At 50.7% G+C, this 14,389-nt stretch carries 18 protein-coding genes, 1 riboswitch and 1 other annotated feature; of the genes, 2 read left to right on the top strand and 16 right to left on the bottom strand.

All coding sequences use genetic code 11. The annotated features are described in order from the left end of the window. Positions 1–21 precede the first annotated feature (21 nt). Positions 22–102, top strand: a riboswitch (ZMP/ZTP riboswitch). Positions 103–134: 32 nt separating this feature from the next. Beyond that, positions 135–848 (top strand): IMP cyclohydrolase, encoded by a 714-nt coding sequence (locus MCG46_RS06830; protein WP_240278829.1) that lies wholly within the window; start codon positions 135–137, stop codon positions 846–848. 220 nt (positions 849–1,068) lie between these two features. Here MCG46_RS06830 and MCG46_RS06825 read toward each other — a convergent pair whose 3' ends face one another. From MCG46_RS06825 to sigG, 14 genes are all read right to left on the bottom strand, one after another. Then, positions 1,069–1,668: a TVP38/TMEM64 family protein gene (locus tag MCG46_RS06825; protein WP_240278827.1), complete on the bottom strand. Its 600-nt coding sequence runs from the start codon at positions 1,666–1,668 to the stop codon at positions 1,069–1,071. Further along, a complete protein-coding gene (locus tag MCG46_RS06820; RefSeq protein ID WP_240278825.1) occupies positions 1,665–2,357 on the bottom strand; it encodes a 5'-methylthioadenosine/adenosylhomocysteine nucleosidase in 693 nt (230 codons plus the stop codon). Before MCG46_RS06820 ends, MCG46_RS06825 begins: the two co-directional genes overlap by 4 nt. Further along, on the bottom strand, positions 2,354–3,055 hold the full coding sequence (locus tag MCG46_RS06815) for a class I SAM-dependent DNA methyltransferase (RefSeq protein ID WP_240278823.1): 702 nt from the start codon (positions 3,053–3,055) through the stop codon (positions 2,354–2,356). Before MCG46_RS06815 ends, MCG46_RS06820 begins: the two co-directional genes overlap by 4 nt. Continuing rightward, positions 3,052–3,390 (bottom strand): ribosome silencing factor, encoded by a 339-nt coding sequence (gene rsfS / locus MCG46_RS06810; RefSeq protein ID WP_020223065.1) that lies wholly within the window; start codon positions 3,388–3,390, stop codon positions 3,052–3,054. Before rsfS ends, MCG46_RS06815 begins: the two co-directional genes overlap by 4 nt. After that, positions 3,383–4,405 carry a nicotinate (nicotinamide) nucleotide adenylyltransferase gene (gene nadD, locus MCG46_RS06805; protein WP_240278822.1) on the bottom strand — a complete coding sequence of 341 codons (1,023 nt, stop codon included), beginning with the start codon at positions 4,403–4,405 and terminating at the stop codon, positions 3,383–3,385. Before nadD ends, rsfS begins: the two co-directional genes overlap by 8 nt. Then, positions 4,402–4,695 carry a ribosome assembly RNA-binding protein YhbY gene (gene yhbY, locus MCG46_RS06800; protein WP_240278820.1) on the bottom strand — a complete coding sequence of 98 codons (294 nt, stop codon included), beginning with the start codon at positions 4,693–4,695 and terminating at the stop codon, positions 4,402–4,404. The genes nadD and yhbY overlap by 4 nt, the downstream gene beginning before the upstream one ends. Continuing rightward, on the bottom strand, positions 4,696–5,754 hold the full coding sequence (locus tag MCG46_RS06795) for a GTPase (RefSeq protein WP_240278818.1): 1,059 nt from the start codon (positions 5,752–5,754) through the stop codon (positions 4,696–4,698). It abuts the gene before it with no gap. Further along, a complete protein-coding gene (locus MCG46_RS06790) occupies positions 5,747–6,274 on the bottom strand; it encodes a YqeG family HAD IIIA-type phosphatase (RefSeq protein ID WP_240278816.1) in 528 nt (175 codons plus the stop codon). The genes MCG46_RS06795 and MCG46_RS06790 overlap by 8 nt, the downstream gene beginning before the upstream one ends. A 249-nt stretch (positions 6,275–6,523) precedes the next feature. Beyond that, entirely contained in the window at positions 6,524–9,253 is a 2,730-nt protein-coding gene (gene ileS / locus MCG46_RS06785; protein WP_240278815.1) for an isoleucine--tRNA ligase, read from the bottom strand. A 39-nt stretch (positions 9,254–9,292) separates the two neighbouring features. After that, positions 9,293–9,514, bottom strand: a binding site (T-box leader). Then, positions 9,502–9,975: a DivIVA domain-containing protein gene (locus MCG46_RS06780; RefSeq protein ID WP_020223059.1), complete on the bottom strand. Its 474-nt coding sequence runs from the start codon at positions 9,973–9,975 to the stop codon at positions 9,502–9,504. It overlaps the preceding feature by 13 nt. Positions 9,976–9,989: 14 nt before the next feature. Beyond that, the gene (locus MCG46_RS06775; protein ID WP_240278814.1) at positions 9,990–10,742 is read right to left on the bottom strand and encodes an RNA-binding protein; all 753 of its coding nucleotides are present in this window, start codon (positions 10,740–10,742) and stop codon (positions 9,990–9,992) included. Then, the gene (locus MCG46_RS06770) at positions 10,742–11,149 is read right to left on the bottom strand and encodes a cell division protein SepF (RefSeq protein ID WP_020223057.1); all 408 of its coding nucleotides are present in this window, start codon (positions 11,147–11,149) and stop codon (positions 10,742–10,744) included. Before MCG46_RS06770 ends, MCG46_RS06775 begins: the two co-directional genes overlap by 1 nt. 154 nt (positions 11,150–11,303) lie before the next feature. After that, complete coding sequence (locus MCG46_RS06765) at positions 11,304–11,573, bottom strand: PRC-barrel domain-containing protein (RefSeq protein ID WP_020223056.1); 270 nt, start codon at positions 11,571–11,573, stop codon at positions 11,304–11,306. 72 nt (positions 11,574–11,645) lie between these two features. Continuing rightward, positions 11,646–12,419 (bottom strand): RNA polymerase sporulation sigma factor SigG, encoded by a 774-nt coding sequence (sigG, locus tag MCG46_RS06760; protein ID WP_020223055.1) that lies wholly within the window; start codon positions 12,417–12,419, stop codon positions 11,646–11,648. Positions 12,420–12,572: 153 nt separating this feature from the next. Between sigG and MCG46_RS06755 the strand changes: the two genes are divergently transcribed. After that, positions 12,573–13,049 (top strand): GNAT family N-acetyltransferase, encoded by a 477-nt coding sequence (locus tag MCG46_RS06755; protein WP_020223054.1) that lies wholly within the window; start codon positions 12,573–12,575, stop codon positions 13,047–13,049. Positions 13,050–13,171: 122 nt separating this feature from the next. On the opposite strand, the gene MCG46_RS06750 is transcribed toward MCG46_RS06755, so the two are convergent. Continuing rightward, the gene (locus MCG46_RS06750) at positions 13,172–13,618 is read right to left on the bottom strand and encodes a metallophosphoesterase family protein (RefSeq protein WP_240278813.1); all 447 of its coding nucleotides are present in this window, start codon (positions 13,616–13,618) and stop codon (positions 13,172–13,174) included. 141 nt (positions 13,619–13,759) lie between these two features. After that, positions 13,760–14,386 (bottom strand): V-type ATP synthase subunit D, encoded by a 627-nt coding sequence (locus MCG46_RS06745; protein WP_240278812.1) that lies wholly within the window; start codon positions 14,384–14,386, stop codon positions 13,760–13,762. Positions 14,387–14,389 lie beyond the last annotated feature (3 nt).

Here is a 14,389-nt window from a genome sequence, read left to right as displayed (position 1 = left end):
CCGCGGAATAGTCTAAACTCTTGTTGGATGTGCAACTGGCGGATCAGTGGAATAACCACAGGGAGCACAAGCCGGAATCAGCCGACCGCCTGGGCCGGGAATGCATTTCCCGTCATATTTAGGGAGGAAAATTTATGCAAAAAATCTCACTCAAAGACGATCTTCAACAGAACACCTACCCCGGACGGGGCATCGTACTGGGTAAAACGCCAGACGGACGCAAAGCCGTAGCAGCTTATTTTATCATGGGACGCAGTGAAAACAGCCGTAATCGTATTTTTGTCACGGAGGGTCAGGGCATCCGCACGCAGGCCTACGATCCGTCAAAGCTGGTTGATCCATCCTTAATTATTTATGCTCCGGTTCGTGTCTTGGGCAACAAGACCATCGTCACCAACGGTGATCAGACCGATACGATTTATGCCGGCATGGATCGTCAGCTGACTTTTGAACAAGCGCTGCGCAGCCGGGAATTTGAGCCGGATGGGCCGAACTTTACGCCCCGCATTTCAGGGATTCTGCATATTGAAAGCGGCAAGTTCAACTATGCACTGTCCATCTTAAAGAGCAGCGACGGCGATCCGCAGTCCTGCCACCGCTACACCTTTGCTTACGAAAATCCGCTGGCCGGCGAAGGCCATTTCATCCATACCTACATGCATGACGGTGATCCGCTGCCAAGCTTTGAAGGGGAACCAAAACGGGTGGAAATCCTCGATTCACTGGATGCCATGACAGAACTGTTATGGACAAATCTGAATCCTGACAATAAGGTTTCGCTGTTTGTTCGGATGATCGATCTGGCAAGCGGTGAAACAGAAACTCGGATTGTCAATAAACACGCCTAAGACGTTGCTGACAAGAAGTTGAAATCAAATAATAAGGATGCGCTATGGAGAAATTCTGGAAAACAGAAAAACTCATAACGCATCCTTTTTTATAGACCTCAGGACCCAGAATACAGGTCAGCCTTAACAATAACGAAACTTTCAGTATAGCCTTATTCGCTGATCCTGTTTTACTGTTCCAAACTCAATTCCCGAAGTTTAACAAATTCAGGTTGATTGATTATAACCCATGCTTTTTTCGGAAATGAACAGAAACGCAGTACAGAACAGCTAAGATTCCAACGGCCAAGATCAGATAAACCGGACGGGTAAACGAGATGCTTAACGTCTTGCCGAATACGCTTAAGCCAAACATCATGATCAGCTTCGCCGCGATCAAAGTTTTAATAAATTTTGATTCTTCAAAATCAGACAGGCCGAAAGCAATGTTGATGAAGGAACTGGGTGTAAACGGCATTGCGACTAAAATGAACAGCACCGCGGCATTGCGTCCGGCCACCCAATTCAAGGCTTTTTGAATCGAAGTACTGCGGCTGAACCAAGGCATCAGCCGGTGTTTGACAAGCCGCCGGAAAAACAGAAAGACGATCAGCGAACCTAACGTCGTTCCAATCCAGGAATACAGAAACCCCAGTATCGCACCATGGGCGCTGATATTGATCGTCACAATCGCGACTAACGGCAAGGCTGGAATCAAGGATTCCACCAAGGCCAAACAGATTGGAGCCAAGGGTCCCAGATCTTTAAACGCCGAGAGTGCTTCCACCCAGAACTCAACAGTCATGATCCGTTCCAGCCAGAATCGAAGCGTTTCACTCATAAGCACTCAGCCAGCTTCACAACAACCTTTTCACACCATGCCGCCGAACGGACAGAGGCTTTCTGCGCATATTCTTCAAACGTCATTTCATTGCCTGCTTTTAACGTAATGTCGGACAGCGAACGCACAACGACAAACGGAACGCCATAATGTGCAGAGACCTGCGCGATCGACGCGGCTTCCATTTCCGCACACAGCGCCTCAGGGTATTCCTGTTTGATCCTTGCGACCTGTTGTGCGGTATTGACAAAGCAATCGCCGGAAGCAATCGGACCGATCCAGGCCCGGTCATGCTCTTGAATGACCTGGGAAACAGCCTGAACACACCGTTCATCCGCGGCAAAGCAGCACGGGTTATCCAGGCCGAAGCCATGATTCCACCCTGGCACATCCACATCATGATGCGCAATCCGCGTGGAAATGACGACATCCAGAACCTCCTGATTTTCCATTAATCCGCCGGCTGTGCCGATATTGATCACACCGCTGACATCAAAATGTTCCAGCAGCAGCGTGGTACTCATCGCGGCTAACGTTTTGCCGACGCCGCTTTGCGTGACAACCACCGGAACATCAGCCAGCTTTCCGGTATAAAACGGAATCTTCTGAATTGAGCTGGCTTCGACGTCCTCCATCAAGGCCAGCAGCGCGTCGATTTCAACCTTCATCGCTCCGATAATTGCGATCATGCTTTCTTCCTCCCTGCGTAAAATAATTTTTCACCCGGCTGAATTCCCGGCTGAGTAAAATCCGTCATGATTTCTACTTCAAATCCGGCCGCTTCCATTCGCTGAAGCACAGCCTGCGGATCGAAAACAGTCTGGACGTGATGTTCCTCTTTCAGTCCTTCTGACGTCCAGAAAGCAAAGTGCTGATAAATCCGATCCTCATCACTTAAGATCGTCCATTGATACAGCGTATCTTCCAGCACCCCTTCTTCAATATATTCCTCAGTGAACTCTTCCAATCGCTGAGGCGTATGCATATCAAACAACAAAACGCCATGAGGTTCAAGCAATTCCGCAGCTTGATCCATAAACTGTCCCACCTGATCCAGCGACGTCAGATAATTTAAGCTGTCGCAATAGCACACAATGCCTTCCACTGACAGCGCTGTCTGCATGTTCAGCATGTCCATAACACGAAAAGTTACCGCGTCTGGATGGGGTTTCGCCTGAGCTGCCTGAATCATGGCTGGGGATAAGTCAGTCGCATCGACAGTGTACCCTGCTTCGGCTAAGGCAATCGAAATCTCACCGCTGCCGCAGGCCAGCTCCAGCAATGAACACGGTTCAAGATAGCGCCGGGTATAATCCAGCCAGGCTGCCGTGGCTTCCTCATCCTTGACCAAAGCATCATAATAAGCTGCCAGACTGTCATAGCTCATAGCTCGACCTCAATCCGCGGCAGATCACCCCACAGCTTTTCCAGATTATACACCTGCCGTTCTTCGCCGACAAAGACGTGCAGGACAACCTCATACAGATCGACTAACAGCCATCGGCTGCCCTGTCCGCCTTCGACATTGCGGACCGCGAATCCGGCCTTTTCGGCTTCCTCAATCACATGATCGACGATGGAATCAGCCATTCGTTCATTTTTGGCCGAAGCGATCACAAAGTAATCGGTAAACGGGCTGTGACCGCGGAAATCCAGCACGGAAATCGCTTCCGCCAAGCGCTGATCTGCGGCCTTGACCACCAACTGCAGTAATTCAGACATTCAATCCCTCCTTGCGTAAATACATTTTCTGTTCCTGCTGAACCAGATGGAAACCCTGATCCAGATCTTTCATGCATACCGCCAACTGACGGCGGATATCATAACCGCGGCCAGGATCAATTTTATCCGCGATGTAAATAATTTTTGCCAGATCACTGCGGCAGTCTCCGGTTGTATGTTCCCTGACGGCTTCGATGATTTCACGATCATAAAGATACAGCCGGGTTTTCAGCCAGGTTGCCCCAATATACTGATGCCAGATCTTCCAGGACTGATCCAGAGCCTGCGGCCAGTAGACTTCAATCCAGCTGCGCGCAGTTTCCTCATCCAAGCCCTTGGCGATATCATGCAGCATCCCCGCAATATAGGCTTTGCACGGATTCACGCCGTGAGCTTTGGCCAGTTTTACCGCCAGCTCGCTCACTGAAACGCAGTGCTGATAGCGGCGCGGATGGCAATAGGCCTTGGCTATCTCCTCCACGTACAGCCCGCTGTCATGAATGATCCGCCGCACTGACTTCGGCACGTCTTTCAAGGCTCCCTGCCGGACAGCCGTCGAGGAAGCGGAATGAGCGAAATTTTCTACATAGAGAAAACCCGGCTGCTTAACGGCGATTCCCTGTCGGCTGAATACCGCAAACTGGACAAGCTGACGCAGCTGATCAACGTCCTTCCAATGATCAAGATTGGCGTACTGATCATCGCCGATGATCCATACGAAATCTGCGTCAGGAACCTGTTTCTTCAACGTCCTGACGGTGTTGATAGTATACGAAGGGGTCGGCAGGTCTTTTTCAACCAGGCAGATCTTCATCCGCCGATAGGGCTGCAGCGCCTTCTCCATCATCGCCACACGCAGTTCAAAGGATGTCAGCACCCGGTCCTTCAACGGGGTTTTCAATGACGGAACAAACCAGACCTGATCCAATCTCAGCTGCTTCAAAGCCGTCTTGGCGATCGCCAGATGACCGTTATGGATTGGATCAAAGGTTCCGCCCAACAGTCCGATTTTCATCGCGGCAGCTCGATTCTGCGGTGCTCGCGGCTTTCGCGGTACAGCACAATCGTTCTTCCGATGATCTGCACAACCTCGGCATGCGTGCCGCTGGACAGATCCAGAGCGATCTGCCGGACATCCTCTGAGCAGGTCTTTAAAATATTGAGCTTGACTAATTCATGAGCTTCCAGCGAATCAGACAGCGTGTTGATCAAATTGTGCGAGACACCGTCTTTGCCGACCTGAAAGAGCGGCCGCAGCGAATTCGCCATCGAGCGCAGCGTACTTTTCTGTTTATTGGTTAACATCTATATCATTGCCTTTCTTTGTTTAATTTCGATTTCCTGAGGATGGGTGACGACGATCTGATCGTAATTTCCGCTCAGCGACATCCAGCCGATCCCCGGAATCACAATATCTTCTTTCTCGCCTAACGGCGTCAGTAGAGTTCGTTTCCACTGGTTCACCGGTGCGGTTGTCGGCACCGGCTGCAGCAGTTCACCATAATGCTTCTGCCACAACTCATCCGCCTTATCCACCCGCCCGCGGTGCAGCTCCAGCAGATTGCTGCAGTAGAACACCGCCGAAGCCGGTTTGGCATTCAGAATATCCATCCGGCATAATCCGCCGACCGCAAAGCTTTGATTCCCGCGCAGCTGAAAGCCGACCGGTTTAACCGCTTTAGACGGCAGCACGGTTTTCAGATCGTTTTCCGCTAAATGCAGCAGCATGGAATTGCGCGGCGTCAGCCCCGGCGTATCGTAAACCGTGACGCCGTCAATGACTATCGGATTGAAATCCAGCGTCGTTCCGGGATAACGCGAACTGGTCAGCTGCGGTTTGTCAATTAACGCATTGAGCAGCGTACTCTTGCCGGCGTTGGCCATCCCCATCACCACGACATCCTTGCCGTGTGCCCAATGCAGGGCATGCAGCACCTCTTCCGTGCCGCCGGGGATATTTTTGCCGGTCACGACCAGCCCTTGAACATGGATATCCAACGCCTTTAAGCGCCCGTATATAAACCGAGCCAGCTTCTCATTGCCGACCGTTTCCGGAAGCAGATCGCGCTTGGTCCCGACGACGATCACATCCTTGCCGAACAGATGACGATTCATGCCGTCCAAGAGACTCGCTTCCAGATCAAACAGATCGACAACCCACAGCACCAGGGCGTCCATCGTATGGATCTGAGCCAGAATTCGATCAGGATCAATGCCCTCCCGCATCGAAAACTGCAGATCATCATAATGCGTCAGGCGGAAGCAGCGCTGGCACAGCTTACTGCCAACCTTCGGCGTATAGCCGGCCACCCCCGGCTGATCATGCTGCAGTACGGCGCCGCAGCCCTGACATTTTTCACTCATCATATTCTCCCCTTTTTAAGATTCCAGCCTGTTCCAAACACCGGTAAACCTGGTTTTCAACCAGCCGATTCAACTTTGTCCAGGTGATATCCCGGCTGACCAGCGGTGTTGTTAAGATCGTCACAAAATGCATTCGATTGCCGCCGAGAATATCCGTCAGCAGCTGATCGCCGATCACCGCACACTGCTCCGGCTGCAATCCGGTGTCGCGCAGAACTTTTTTATACATCCGCTTCAGCGGCTTTGTTGAGAAATAATAATACGGTACGTCCAGACTGGAAGCAAACAGACTCACACGGTCTTTATTATTATTCGACATGACCACCGCCTGAATGCCATGATCTTTCAGTTTTTGAACAAATGCTTGGGCTTGAACGCCGGCTGTCTGTTCATCATGGGCAGCCAGCGTGTTGTCGATATCTAAAATCAAAAGCCGGATCTTCCGGCTGATCAGCCAGTTCAGATCCAGATCTTCAAAGCTTTTCAGATAGAGCGCAGGCGTGAAGTATTTCAGCAGCATACGGTTCCTCCTTATCTTAATGATTATATCAGATTCCTTCCTACAAAGAAACGAAAAAGACGTCAACGATCATGGTCTTTTGTCTAACTTTTACAGCCTTCCTATCCCCCTTAGCAAAGCAAGGAATGGATCTGATTTCAAAATTGATCCAATAGCGTGCAACGATTTAGCTCGTTTTTCTGAAAAGATAAAAAGATCCCGTGCAGAAATTCTGCATCAGGATCTGAACGGTTCTAAATAATCAACAGCTTATTTGCCCAGCACCTTGCGGCAGCGCGGGCACAGTCCTTCTTCGTCCGCCTGTTCGGAAAGGTTCCAGCAGCGCGGGCAGACAGTGCCTTCGGCCGGTACGATTTCAACCTGGCAGACTTCATAGGATTTCAGCTCATCAATCGAGAAGCTGACTTTGGAAACAATCAGCCACTGATGGAACTGATCCCCGCACAGCTCGGCGATCAATGCCCGATCCTCGTCACTGACATTGACCAGCACTTCAGCCTCCAGCGACTTGCCGATGACCTTAGCCGCACGGGCTTCCTCCAGTGCTTTGAAGATATCGGAGCGGATCAGCATCAGCCGCGCAACCTTGGCCTTCAAGGCTTCGGCGTCCTCCACCGCAAACATTTCGGCAAACTTGCCCAGATGGATGCTTTCGGCTTCACCCTGGAAGAAATCGTTGACCTCTTCCGCGGTATGGACTAAGATCGGTGCCCACAGCCGGACTAACACATCGACGGCATGGTACAGCACCGTCTGAACCTGACGGCGGCGTGGTGAATCCTTCTGCTCGATATACAGAATATCCTTGGTAAAGTCGAGATAGTACGCGGAGAATTCATTGGTCATCAGATTGGTCAGCAGCGTTGTGACATCTGAGAACCGATATTCTTGATAAGCTAGCTGACACTTCTCATTGACGTCGTTCAGCAGCGCCAGCATGTACTGATCCAGCTTCGGCAGTTCATTGACGGCAACCAGATCCGCACGGGTAAAATCTTCCTCGTTGTTGATATTGGCTAACAGGAAGCGGAATGTGTTTCTGACCTTGCGGTAGTTTTCACTGATCTGCTTCAGGATCTCTTCAGACATGCTGCAGTCCGCCTGATAGTCAACGCTGGCCGCCCACAGCCGCAGGATATCCGCGCCATATTTCTTGGTGATTTCCCCCGGAGCGACGGCGTTCCACTGCGACTTGCTCATCTTGACGCCTTTGCCGTCCATGACAAAGCCATGGCTTAACACCTGTTTGTACGGCGCCTGTCCATGTACGGCGGTGCCGACGATCAGCGACGAGTTAAACCAGCCGCGGTACTGATCGCTGCCTTCAAAATACAGATCAGCCGGATAGCCCAGACCGCGTTCGATCATCGCTCCGGTATGCGAGGAACCGGAATCAAACCAGACGTCCATCGTGTCCGTTTCCTTTGTAAATTCTCCCTGCGGGGAAGCCGGGTTGGCATAACCTTCCGGAAGCAGTTCTTTCGCATCCTTCTCAAACCAGATGTTGCTTCCATATTCGCGGAACAGGTTGGCAACATGCTCAAAGACCGCTTTTTCCATGATCGGTGAACCATCTTCGTTGTAGAAAATTGGAATTGGCACACCCCACGCACGCTGGCGGGAAATACACCAGTCACCGCGGTCAGCGATCATGTTGTGCATCCGCTGCTGGCCCCACTTCGGAATCCAGTCCACGTTGTCAATCTGATTTAAAAGTTCCGTGCGGATCTTGTCGATCGAGGCAAACCACTGGGTTGTCGCCCGGAAGATGATCGGCTTTTTCGTCCGCCAGTCATGCGGATAGGAGTGCGTGATCCACTCCAGCTTCAATAACGCGCCTAGTTCGTCCAGACGGTTAGCCACGGTCTTGTTGGCATCGTCGACATACTGACCTTTCAGCCAATCTCCGGCATCCTCCATCATGCAGCCGTGTTCATCGACATTGCAATACGCCGGTAGTCCATATTTCTGTCCGACGAAGAAGTCGTCGGCACCAAAACCCGGAGCGGTATGGACGCATCCCGTACCGGCATCGGCGGTAACGTGATCGCCCAGGATGATCAAGGATTCGCGGTCATACAGCGGGTGCTGGCAGGTGATCATTTCCAGCTCACGTCCCTTAAACGTCTTTAAGATTTCCTTTTTCTCCAAACCAAACTTCGCCCAGAGCATATCGACCAATTCTTCCAGCACGATCAGCTTGCCTTTTTCACTGTCGACTAACGCATAGGTCAACTCTGGGTTCAAACAGATTGCCAGATTGGCCGGAATCGTCCACGGCGTTGTCGTCCAGATTACAAACGAGGTATCGCTGTCCAGGATCCCCTTGCCATCCTTGACCGCAAACTTGACGAAGATCGTCGGAGACTTGACATCCTTATATTCAATTTCTGCTTCGGCTAACGCTGATTCGCTGGACGGTGACCAATAGACCGGCTTTAAGCCTTTATAGATCAGACCATCCATGGCCATCTGACCGAAAATCTGAATCTGATGCGCTTCAAATTCTTTCTTTAACGTGATGTAGGGGTGGTCGTAATCGCCAACGACGCCCAAGGATAAAAATCCAGCCTTCTGCCGTTCTACCTGCTCCAAAGCATAGTCGTAACACAGCTTGCGGAAGGCGGACAGTTCCATCTTCTTGCGATCATAACCCAGCTTGGTAATCGCGGTTTCAATCGGCAGACCGTGCGTATCCCAGCCTGGAATAAACGGTACTTTATAGCCGGCCATGTAATGGGAACGAACGATAACATCCTTTAAAATCTTGTTCAACGCATGACCTAAATGAATGTCGCCGTTGGCATAGGGTGGCCCATCATGCAGCACAAAAGGCTCGCAACCTTCCCGTTTTTCCAGCATTTTTTCATAGATTGCCTGTTCTTTCCAGCGGTTCTGATAGCCCGGTTCCTTGGTCGGCAGCTTGCCTCTCATCTCGAACTTCGTATTCGGCATCAGCAGTGTGTTTTTGTAATCCATATCCTTCTACCTCCTAAAACAATAAAAAAGCGCCCTTGCAAAAAGGACGCACGATGCGCGGTACCACCTTCGTTCACCGCTGATTTGCACCAGCGATGCGCTTTTCTCATAACGCCGAGCCGCGGTCTTTTCTACTCGAATTCAAAAAGACAGCTCACAGGTGATGTCCAGTTCCAGCCGGGGTTCTGCGTTTCACCATCCCGCAGACTCTCTGCACTCCCGCTTGTGTGGAAACGGCGCGTCCTGCATCAAAGCTTTTCGTGATTCAGCCATTCCGATTTCGGAACCGGCGGAATTTCAAACTGGTCCAGCATGCCCATCAGCGAGCTCAGCTGTTCCTGCATATCCCCTTTCATCTCCGTCGCCTCCGACGCGATCCGTGAGAGGTCGTTGAGAATGATCCGGGCGGTTGTCAGCGCTTCACTCACAATCGCATCCGCGTTGTTCTGCGCGGTTTCGATGATCGTGTTGGCTTCCTTGAGGGCCAGGCGGGCGATATCATCCGCCGCCTTTTCCTTCACGGTTAATTCACTGACCAGGGTTTGATAACGCTGACGGATCACCGCCAGCTGTTCGTTGGCCGACTGAATCTGACGGCTGGTCAGATCCAGCTGTTTTTTCAGAGAATCTATTTCCTGGACGTACCGGTCAACCGCATTATCGACGGCGAAGCGGTCATATCCGTTTTTCATCAGTCGGAATTTCGGTGTTCCCGGTTCCAAAGAAATCCCCCTCTCTAAACGTATTTTTCAAATTCGGCAACGATCCGGTCGCTGCGGGTCTGTCCGCGCTGGCCTTTCAGCACAAAACGCCCGTACCCGCACACGGAAATCGTGTCTTCATTATGACACAGAAAGTCGCATTCATCAAGAATTTTATGATTCACGGAAACCTTCTGCGCCCGGATTAACTCCTGCGCCTTAGCCCGCGACATCCGGCACAGCCCGCCGATCACACAGTCTAACCGCAAGGCGGTCACGATCACCGTCAGCGTCTGTTTTTCAACGGCCGGCTCATACCGCATTGAGGATCGCTGCAGCTGAATTGACAGGCGATGAATCCGCGTCAGGTTCATGCAGACATAATCCGCCAGGTCTTCACTGGTATAAATCACAATCCGCCCCGGCTCGACCCACAGATCGCCAAACTGCGAACGATCCAGATCCAGATTCATCAGAGCTCCCAGAACATCCGGATGTTTCAGCTGCACAAATTTATCCGAAATCCGGGCGGTCAGACAGACAATATCGCTGCTTAAGTCCGCTTCCTCAGGCGCTAGAATCAACTTTTTCCGCTCTGTCCCCAAGCAGCCGCCGTCCCATCTGTACGCCAGATCCCAAGGCAGAAACGGGGTCAGAAAAGCCTGTTGGGCAGGCGAAAGAAAACAGGAGCGCACCGGCTTGCGGCGCGTCCTGCACTGATCCATCCAGTCTTCCAGCCGGGCCTGCAGCGCGGCGTCATCCGACTTTGAAAAATGCGCGTTCCGCACTATTCCTCATCGCTGTCCAGGCTGATCTCACCGTGGACGGCGATGGATTTCGGCGTGCACAGAATGACGTTGTGACCGATTTTCTGAATCGTTCCGTCTAAAGCAAAGACAACGCCTGTCAAAAAGTCAATTGTACGCTGCGCATATTCCCGCTGCAGCCGATGCAGATTGACAACGGCAGCCCGTCTTTCCTTTAAATGCTTTGCGACTTCCTCAGCCTCGTCAAATGAACGCGGCTCAAATAAAACCATTTTCGTATCCGAAGCGATCTTGGTTACACCTTTAGTCTGCGGCTGTTCATATTTGACGGGTGCGGCAATCTCGTCTTCTTCTACTTCCAGTTCTTCCTCATCGTAATCATCGTCGACTGGAGCGATGAAATTCTTCATTTTATCCAATACTCCCATGGTTTGCACCTTCCTTTAATTCTTGTTCATTATATCATAAATCTGCGCATGGGAATACCGAGTTCACAGAATTGAAAGGATTTCAATGCCCTTTTTCCATCAAAGTTTGCGGAAAGTCATGAAAGTGCCCGCTGCTTTTCCAGCTCTTTCCAGTTTATTGTTCTTTGGCTTTTCCGCTCTTGCTTCGCGGATGAATCAGAATCACATCTTCGCCGACGCTCACCACCTGATCCAGTCCGACGATGATGCGGGCCGGAGGAAACAAAAACGCGAAGACAGAGCGGAGCCAGCTGGAATTTTTCCCGACAAGAAATGACTGAACCTGGTAGTTGGTCAGCGACACATCCAAATCCTCGACGCGGCCGATCAGGGTGCCGTCCTGAACATTGACGACCTGTTTGTCCTGCAGTTCACTGAATTTCATTTTTATCACCTGATTCCAGTGTATGCCGCTGTCGAATTTTTGTGCTTCGCTATCGAATTTTTATAGCTTTTGTCAGAAATTCTTTTTCAAACACTGCAGCGCGCTTTTTTCTAAGCGGGATACCTGCGCCTGCGAGATGCCTAATTCAGAGGCGATTTCGGTCTGTGTCTGGCCTTGGTAATAACGCTTATTGATGATCTGCGCTTCTTTATCACTTAAATGCTTCATGCTTTCACGCAGAGCGATCAGGCTGGAGAGCTTGCCAATTTCATCGTGATCATCCTTGATCTGATCCAACAGATATAAGGTATCGCCGTCATCATTATAGATCGGCTCAAAGATGCTGACGACGCTCTGCAAAGATTCCAGGCTTTCCGCAATCTCCTTTTCCCTGACGCCCATGATCTCAGCCAGCTCGGCTAAGGAGGGTTCGCGTTGGTAGGTATGAATGAAGGTTTCCTTTTCTTTCAGCACCTTGTACGCCAGATCCTTTAAATGCCGGGAAACCCGGATCATCTGATTATCCCGCAGATAGCGTTTGATCTCGCCGATGATCATCGGGACGGCATAGGTTGAAAAGCGAACCTCGTGGGATAAATCAAAGTTGTCAATCGCCTTGATTAATCCAATACAGCCGATCTGAAACAGATCATCCATGTTTTCCGTGCGGTGCGCAAAGCGCTGAACGATGGACAGTACAAGCTTCAAATTGCCGTTGATCAGCTTCTCTTTCGCCGACAGATCACCACTCTGCAGCTGGATGAACAGCTCCGTCATCTGCTGACTCTTTAAAACCGGCAGCGCCGAAGTATTGACACCGCAGATATCTACTTTATATTTACCCATTGACCCGGACCCTCCTGATGTGCGTAATGGAAGTCTTCCCGCGGCGACATCGAATATTCCCGCATTCCTTTGGCACTCTTTGGAAGAATAGGGATGGTCAATCCGTGTAAAATTTTGTACAATAGATCACAGAACAGATTCAGGAGGGAAACCATGACATTGACTATCAGACAAGCGCAGCCTCAAGACTGCGCTACAATCGGCCGGTTTATCCGGTTGATTGCCGAATATGAAAAAATGAGCGACGACGTGATCTGGGATGATGCTACGCTCTATGACCAGCTGTTTGTGGAGCACCGGGCCGAAGTTCTCTTGGGCTATGAGGGGGAAGAGGTTGTCGGCTTTGCCTTATATTTCCATAACTTCTCAACCTTTGTCGGACGCAAAGGTCTATATCTGGAAGATTTATATGTCCTGCAGGAAAAACGCGGCCGAGGCTATGGCAAAGCTTTCTTTAAGCGGCTGGCTGAAATCGCTGTCGAACGGCACTGCGGCCGGATGGAATGGGTATGCTTGAACTGGAACACGCCTTCAATCAATTTCTACAAAAGCTTAGGTGCCGAAGGTTTAACCGAATGGACAACCTGGCGCTTGAGTGAAGACAAGATCCATCAGCTGGCAGGCCTTTAAGTTCTCTGCGCAGCGAAAAAACTAACTTTCGTTTCAGACTCAGCTAAAAAGCTGAACATCAAGGTTGAGGTTCAGCTTTTTTTTGTTTAAAATTATACCTTTTTTGTTTTTCTGAGGAACTGCTAGGGCTGCAGCACAATGAGTTCCGCATGGATCTGGCGATCCTGAATCGTCAGAACCATCATCGTCAGTTCCAGGCGAAACCGCCGCCGGCCGCAGCTGCCGGGATTCAGCCAACGCGTACTGCCTTGGATCTGATCCTCCGCCCGATGCGAGTGACCATAAATTTTCAAGTCAGCCGCAACGCAGTCCAGCGATTGACGGATATGCGCCATCGCGACATGCAGTCCTTCACAGTCAAAGATCTCGACCGTGGGCAGCCGCTCAAAAAACGGATCGTCATCATTATTGCCTTGAACACTGCGCAGTGGTTTCAGCGCATTCAAGGCTTCCCAGATCTCAGGCTCGCAGAAATCCCCCGCATGCCAGATTTCATCACATGTTTTTAAAATGTTGATCACCTCTGGCCGCAATACGTTATGAGTATCAGAAATCAAACCTACGCGCATGTTAAACACCTGCCTTTTGTCTTTTATTCTACACCAAAGTCAGAAAAATGTTTCTCTCACCCACACGATTTTTGAGCGAACTAGAAAAAAACCGCAGTTCCATCTGCTGCCGATGCAGATTTCTGCGTTTTTTTACCTTTTCTATTCCGTGACGGTATCCTTCTTTTTGTTGGCCTTGATGACCTTCAGCCGCGAGAATTCCTCACGGTCTTTTTCTTCCAGCGACTCGGTGATGAATTTCACAGTCGCCTCCAGATTAGGGATACTGATGTTCTTTAATGCATTGGCCCGTTTCTGCGTCTTGCGGATGGCGTTGGCCAGCCGATACACGCTGTTGTCCACCTCAGCAAGAATGATCGTCAGTTCCTTGACGCGGTGAAACTGCAGGTACGCTTCATCGACCCGGGAGTTCGTGCCTTCAAAGCCGTACTCCATTTTCGTTTCCGAAGGTTCAATGCTGACTGAAGGCACCTCGACGCCCATGACGGAACGGTAGGTGACATGCACCCCGGTTTCCACATGCACGCTGGCGGCGATATCGGAAATAATTCCCGTTGATACGTTAGCCTGCTGCAAAAGATAATACGCAGTCTCATAACTCTGCGTAATTTCATCACGCAGCATCTTAACCTTATCGACAAGCTGCATCATTTCCCGAATCAGGACATTGCGCTTGCGGTCCAGCAGATCATAGCCCATCCGAGCCAGAGCCAGCGATTTCTTGGACGCGATCAGGTTGCCTTTGGTCGGAAACACTTTGTTTTCCATACG

This window comes from Holdemania massiliensis (assembly GCF_022440805.1).
In the GTDB taxonomy this organism is placed as follows: domain Bacteria; phylum Bacillota_I; class Bacilli_A; order Erysipelotrichales; family Erysipelotrichaceae; genus Holdemania; species Holdemania massiliensis_A.
This window is presented reverse-complemented; position numbering and strand designations above follow the sequence as displayed.

Coding starts and splice junctions, on each gene's coding strand:
- MCG46_RS06770 (WP_020223057.1), bottom strand. CDS start 11,149: ATGGGAGTATTGGATAAAATGAAGAATTTCATCGCTCCAGTCGACGAT.
- MCG46_RS06795 (WP_240278818.1), bottom strand. CDS start 5,754: ATGAGTGAAAAATGTCAGGGCTGCGGCGCCGTACTGCAGCATGATCAG.
- MCG46_RS06790 (WP_240278816.1), bottom strand. CDS start 6,274: ATGCTGCTGAAATACTTCACGCCTGCGCTCTATCTGAAAAGCTTTGAA.
- MCG46_RS06830 (WP_240278829.1), top strand. CDS start 135: ATGCAAAAAATCTCACTCAAAGACGATCTTCAACAGAACACCTACCCC.
- rsfS (WP_020223065.1), bottom strand. CDS start 3,390: ATGTCTGAATTACTGCAGTTGGTGGTCAAGGCCGCAGATCAGCGCTTG.
- MCG46_RS06750 (WP_240278813.1), bottom strand. CDS start 13,618: ATGCGCGTAGGTTTGATTTCTGATACTCATAACGTATTGCGGCCAGAG.
- MCG46_RS06815 (WP_240278823.1), bottom strand. CDS start 3,055: ATGAGCTATGACAGTCTGGCAGCTTATTATGATGCTTTGGTCAAGGAT.
- sigG (WP_020223055.1), bottom strand. CDS start 12,419: ATGGGTAAATATAAAGTAGATATCTGCGGTGTCAATACTTCGGCGCTG.
- nadD (WP_240278822.1), bottom strand. CDS start 4,405: ATGAAAATCGGACTGTTGGGCGGAACCTTTGATCCAATCCATAACGGT.
- ileS (WP_240278815.1), bottom strand. CDS start 9,253: ATGGATTACAAAAACACACTGCTGATGCCGAATACGAAGTTCGAGATG.
- MCG46_RS06755 (WP_020223054.1), top strand. CDS start 12,573: ATGACATTGACTATCAGACAAGCGCAGCCTCAAGACTGCGCTACAATC.
- MCG46_RS06745 (WP_240278812.1), bottom strand. CDS start 14,386: ATGGAAAACAAAGTGTTTCCGACCAAAGGCAACCTGATCGCGTCCAAG.
- MCG46_RS06825 (WP_240278827.1), bottom strand. CDS start 1,668: ATGAGTGAAACGCTTCGATTCTGGCTGGAACGGATCATGACTGTTGAG.
- yhbY (WP_240278820.1), bottom strand. CDS start 4,695: ATGTTAACCAATAAACAGAAAAGTACGCTGCGCTCGATGGCGAATTCG.
- MCG46_RS06820 (WP_240278825.1), bottom strand. CDS start 2,357: ATGATCGCAATTATCGGAGCGATGAAGGTTGAAATCGACGCGCTGCTG.
- MCG46_RS06765 (WP_020223056.1), bottom strand. CDS start 11,573: ATGAAATTCAGTGAACTGCAGGACAAACAGGTCGTCAATGTTCAGGAC.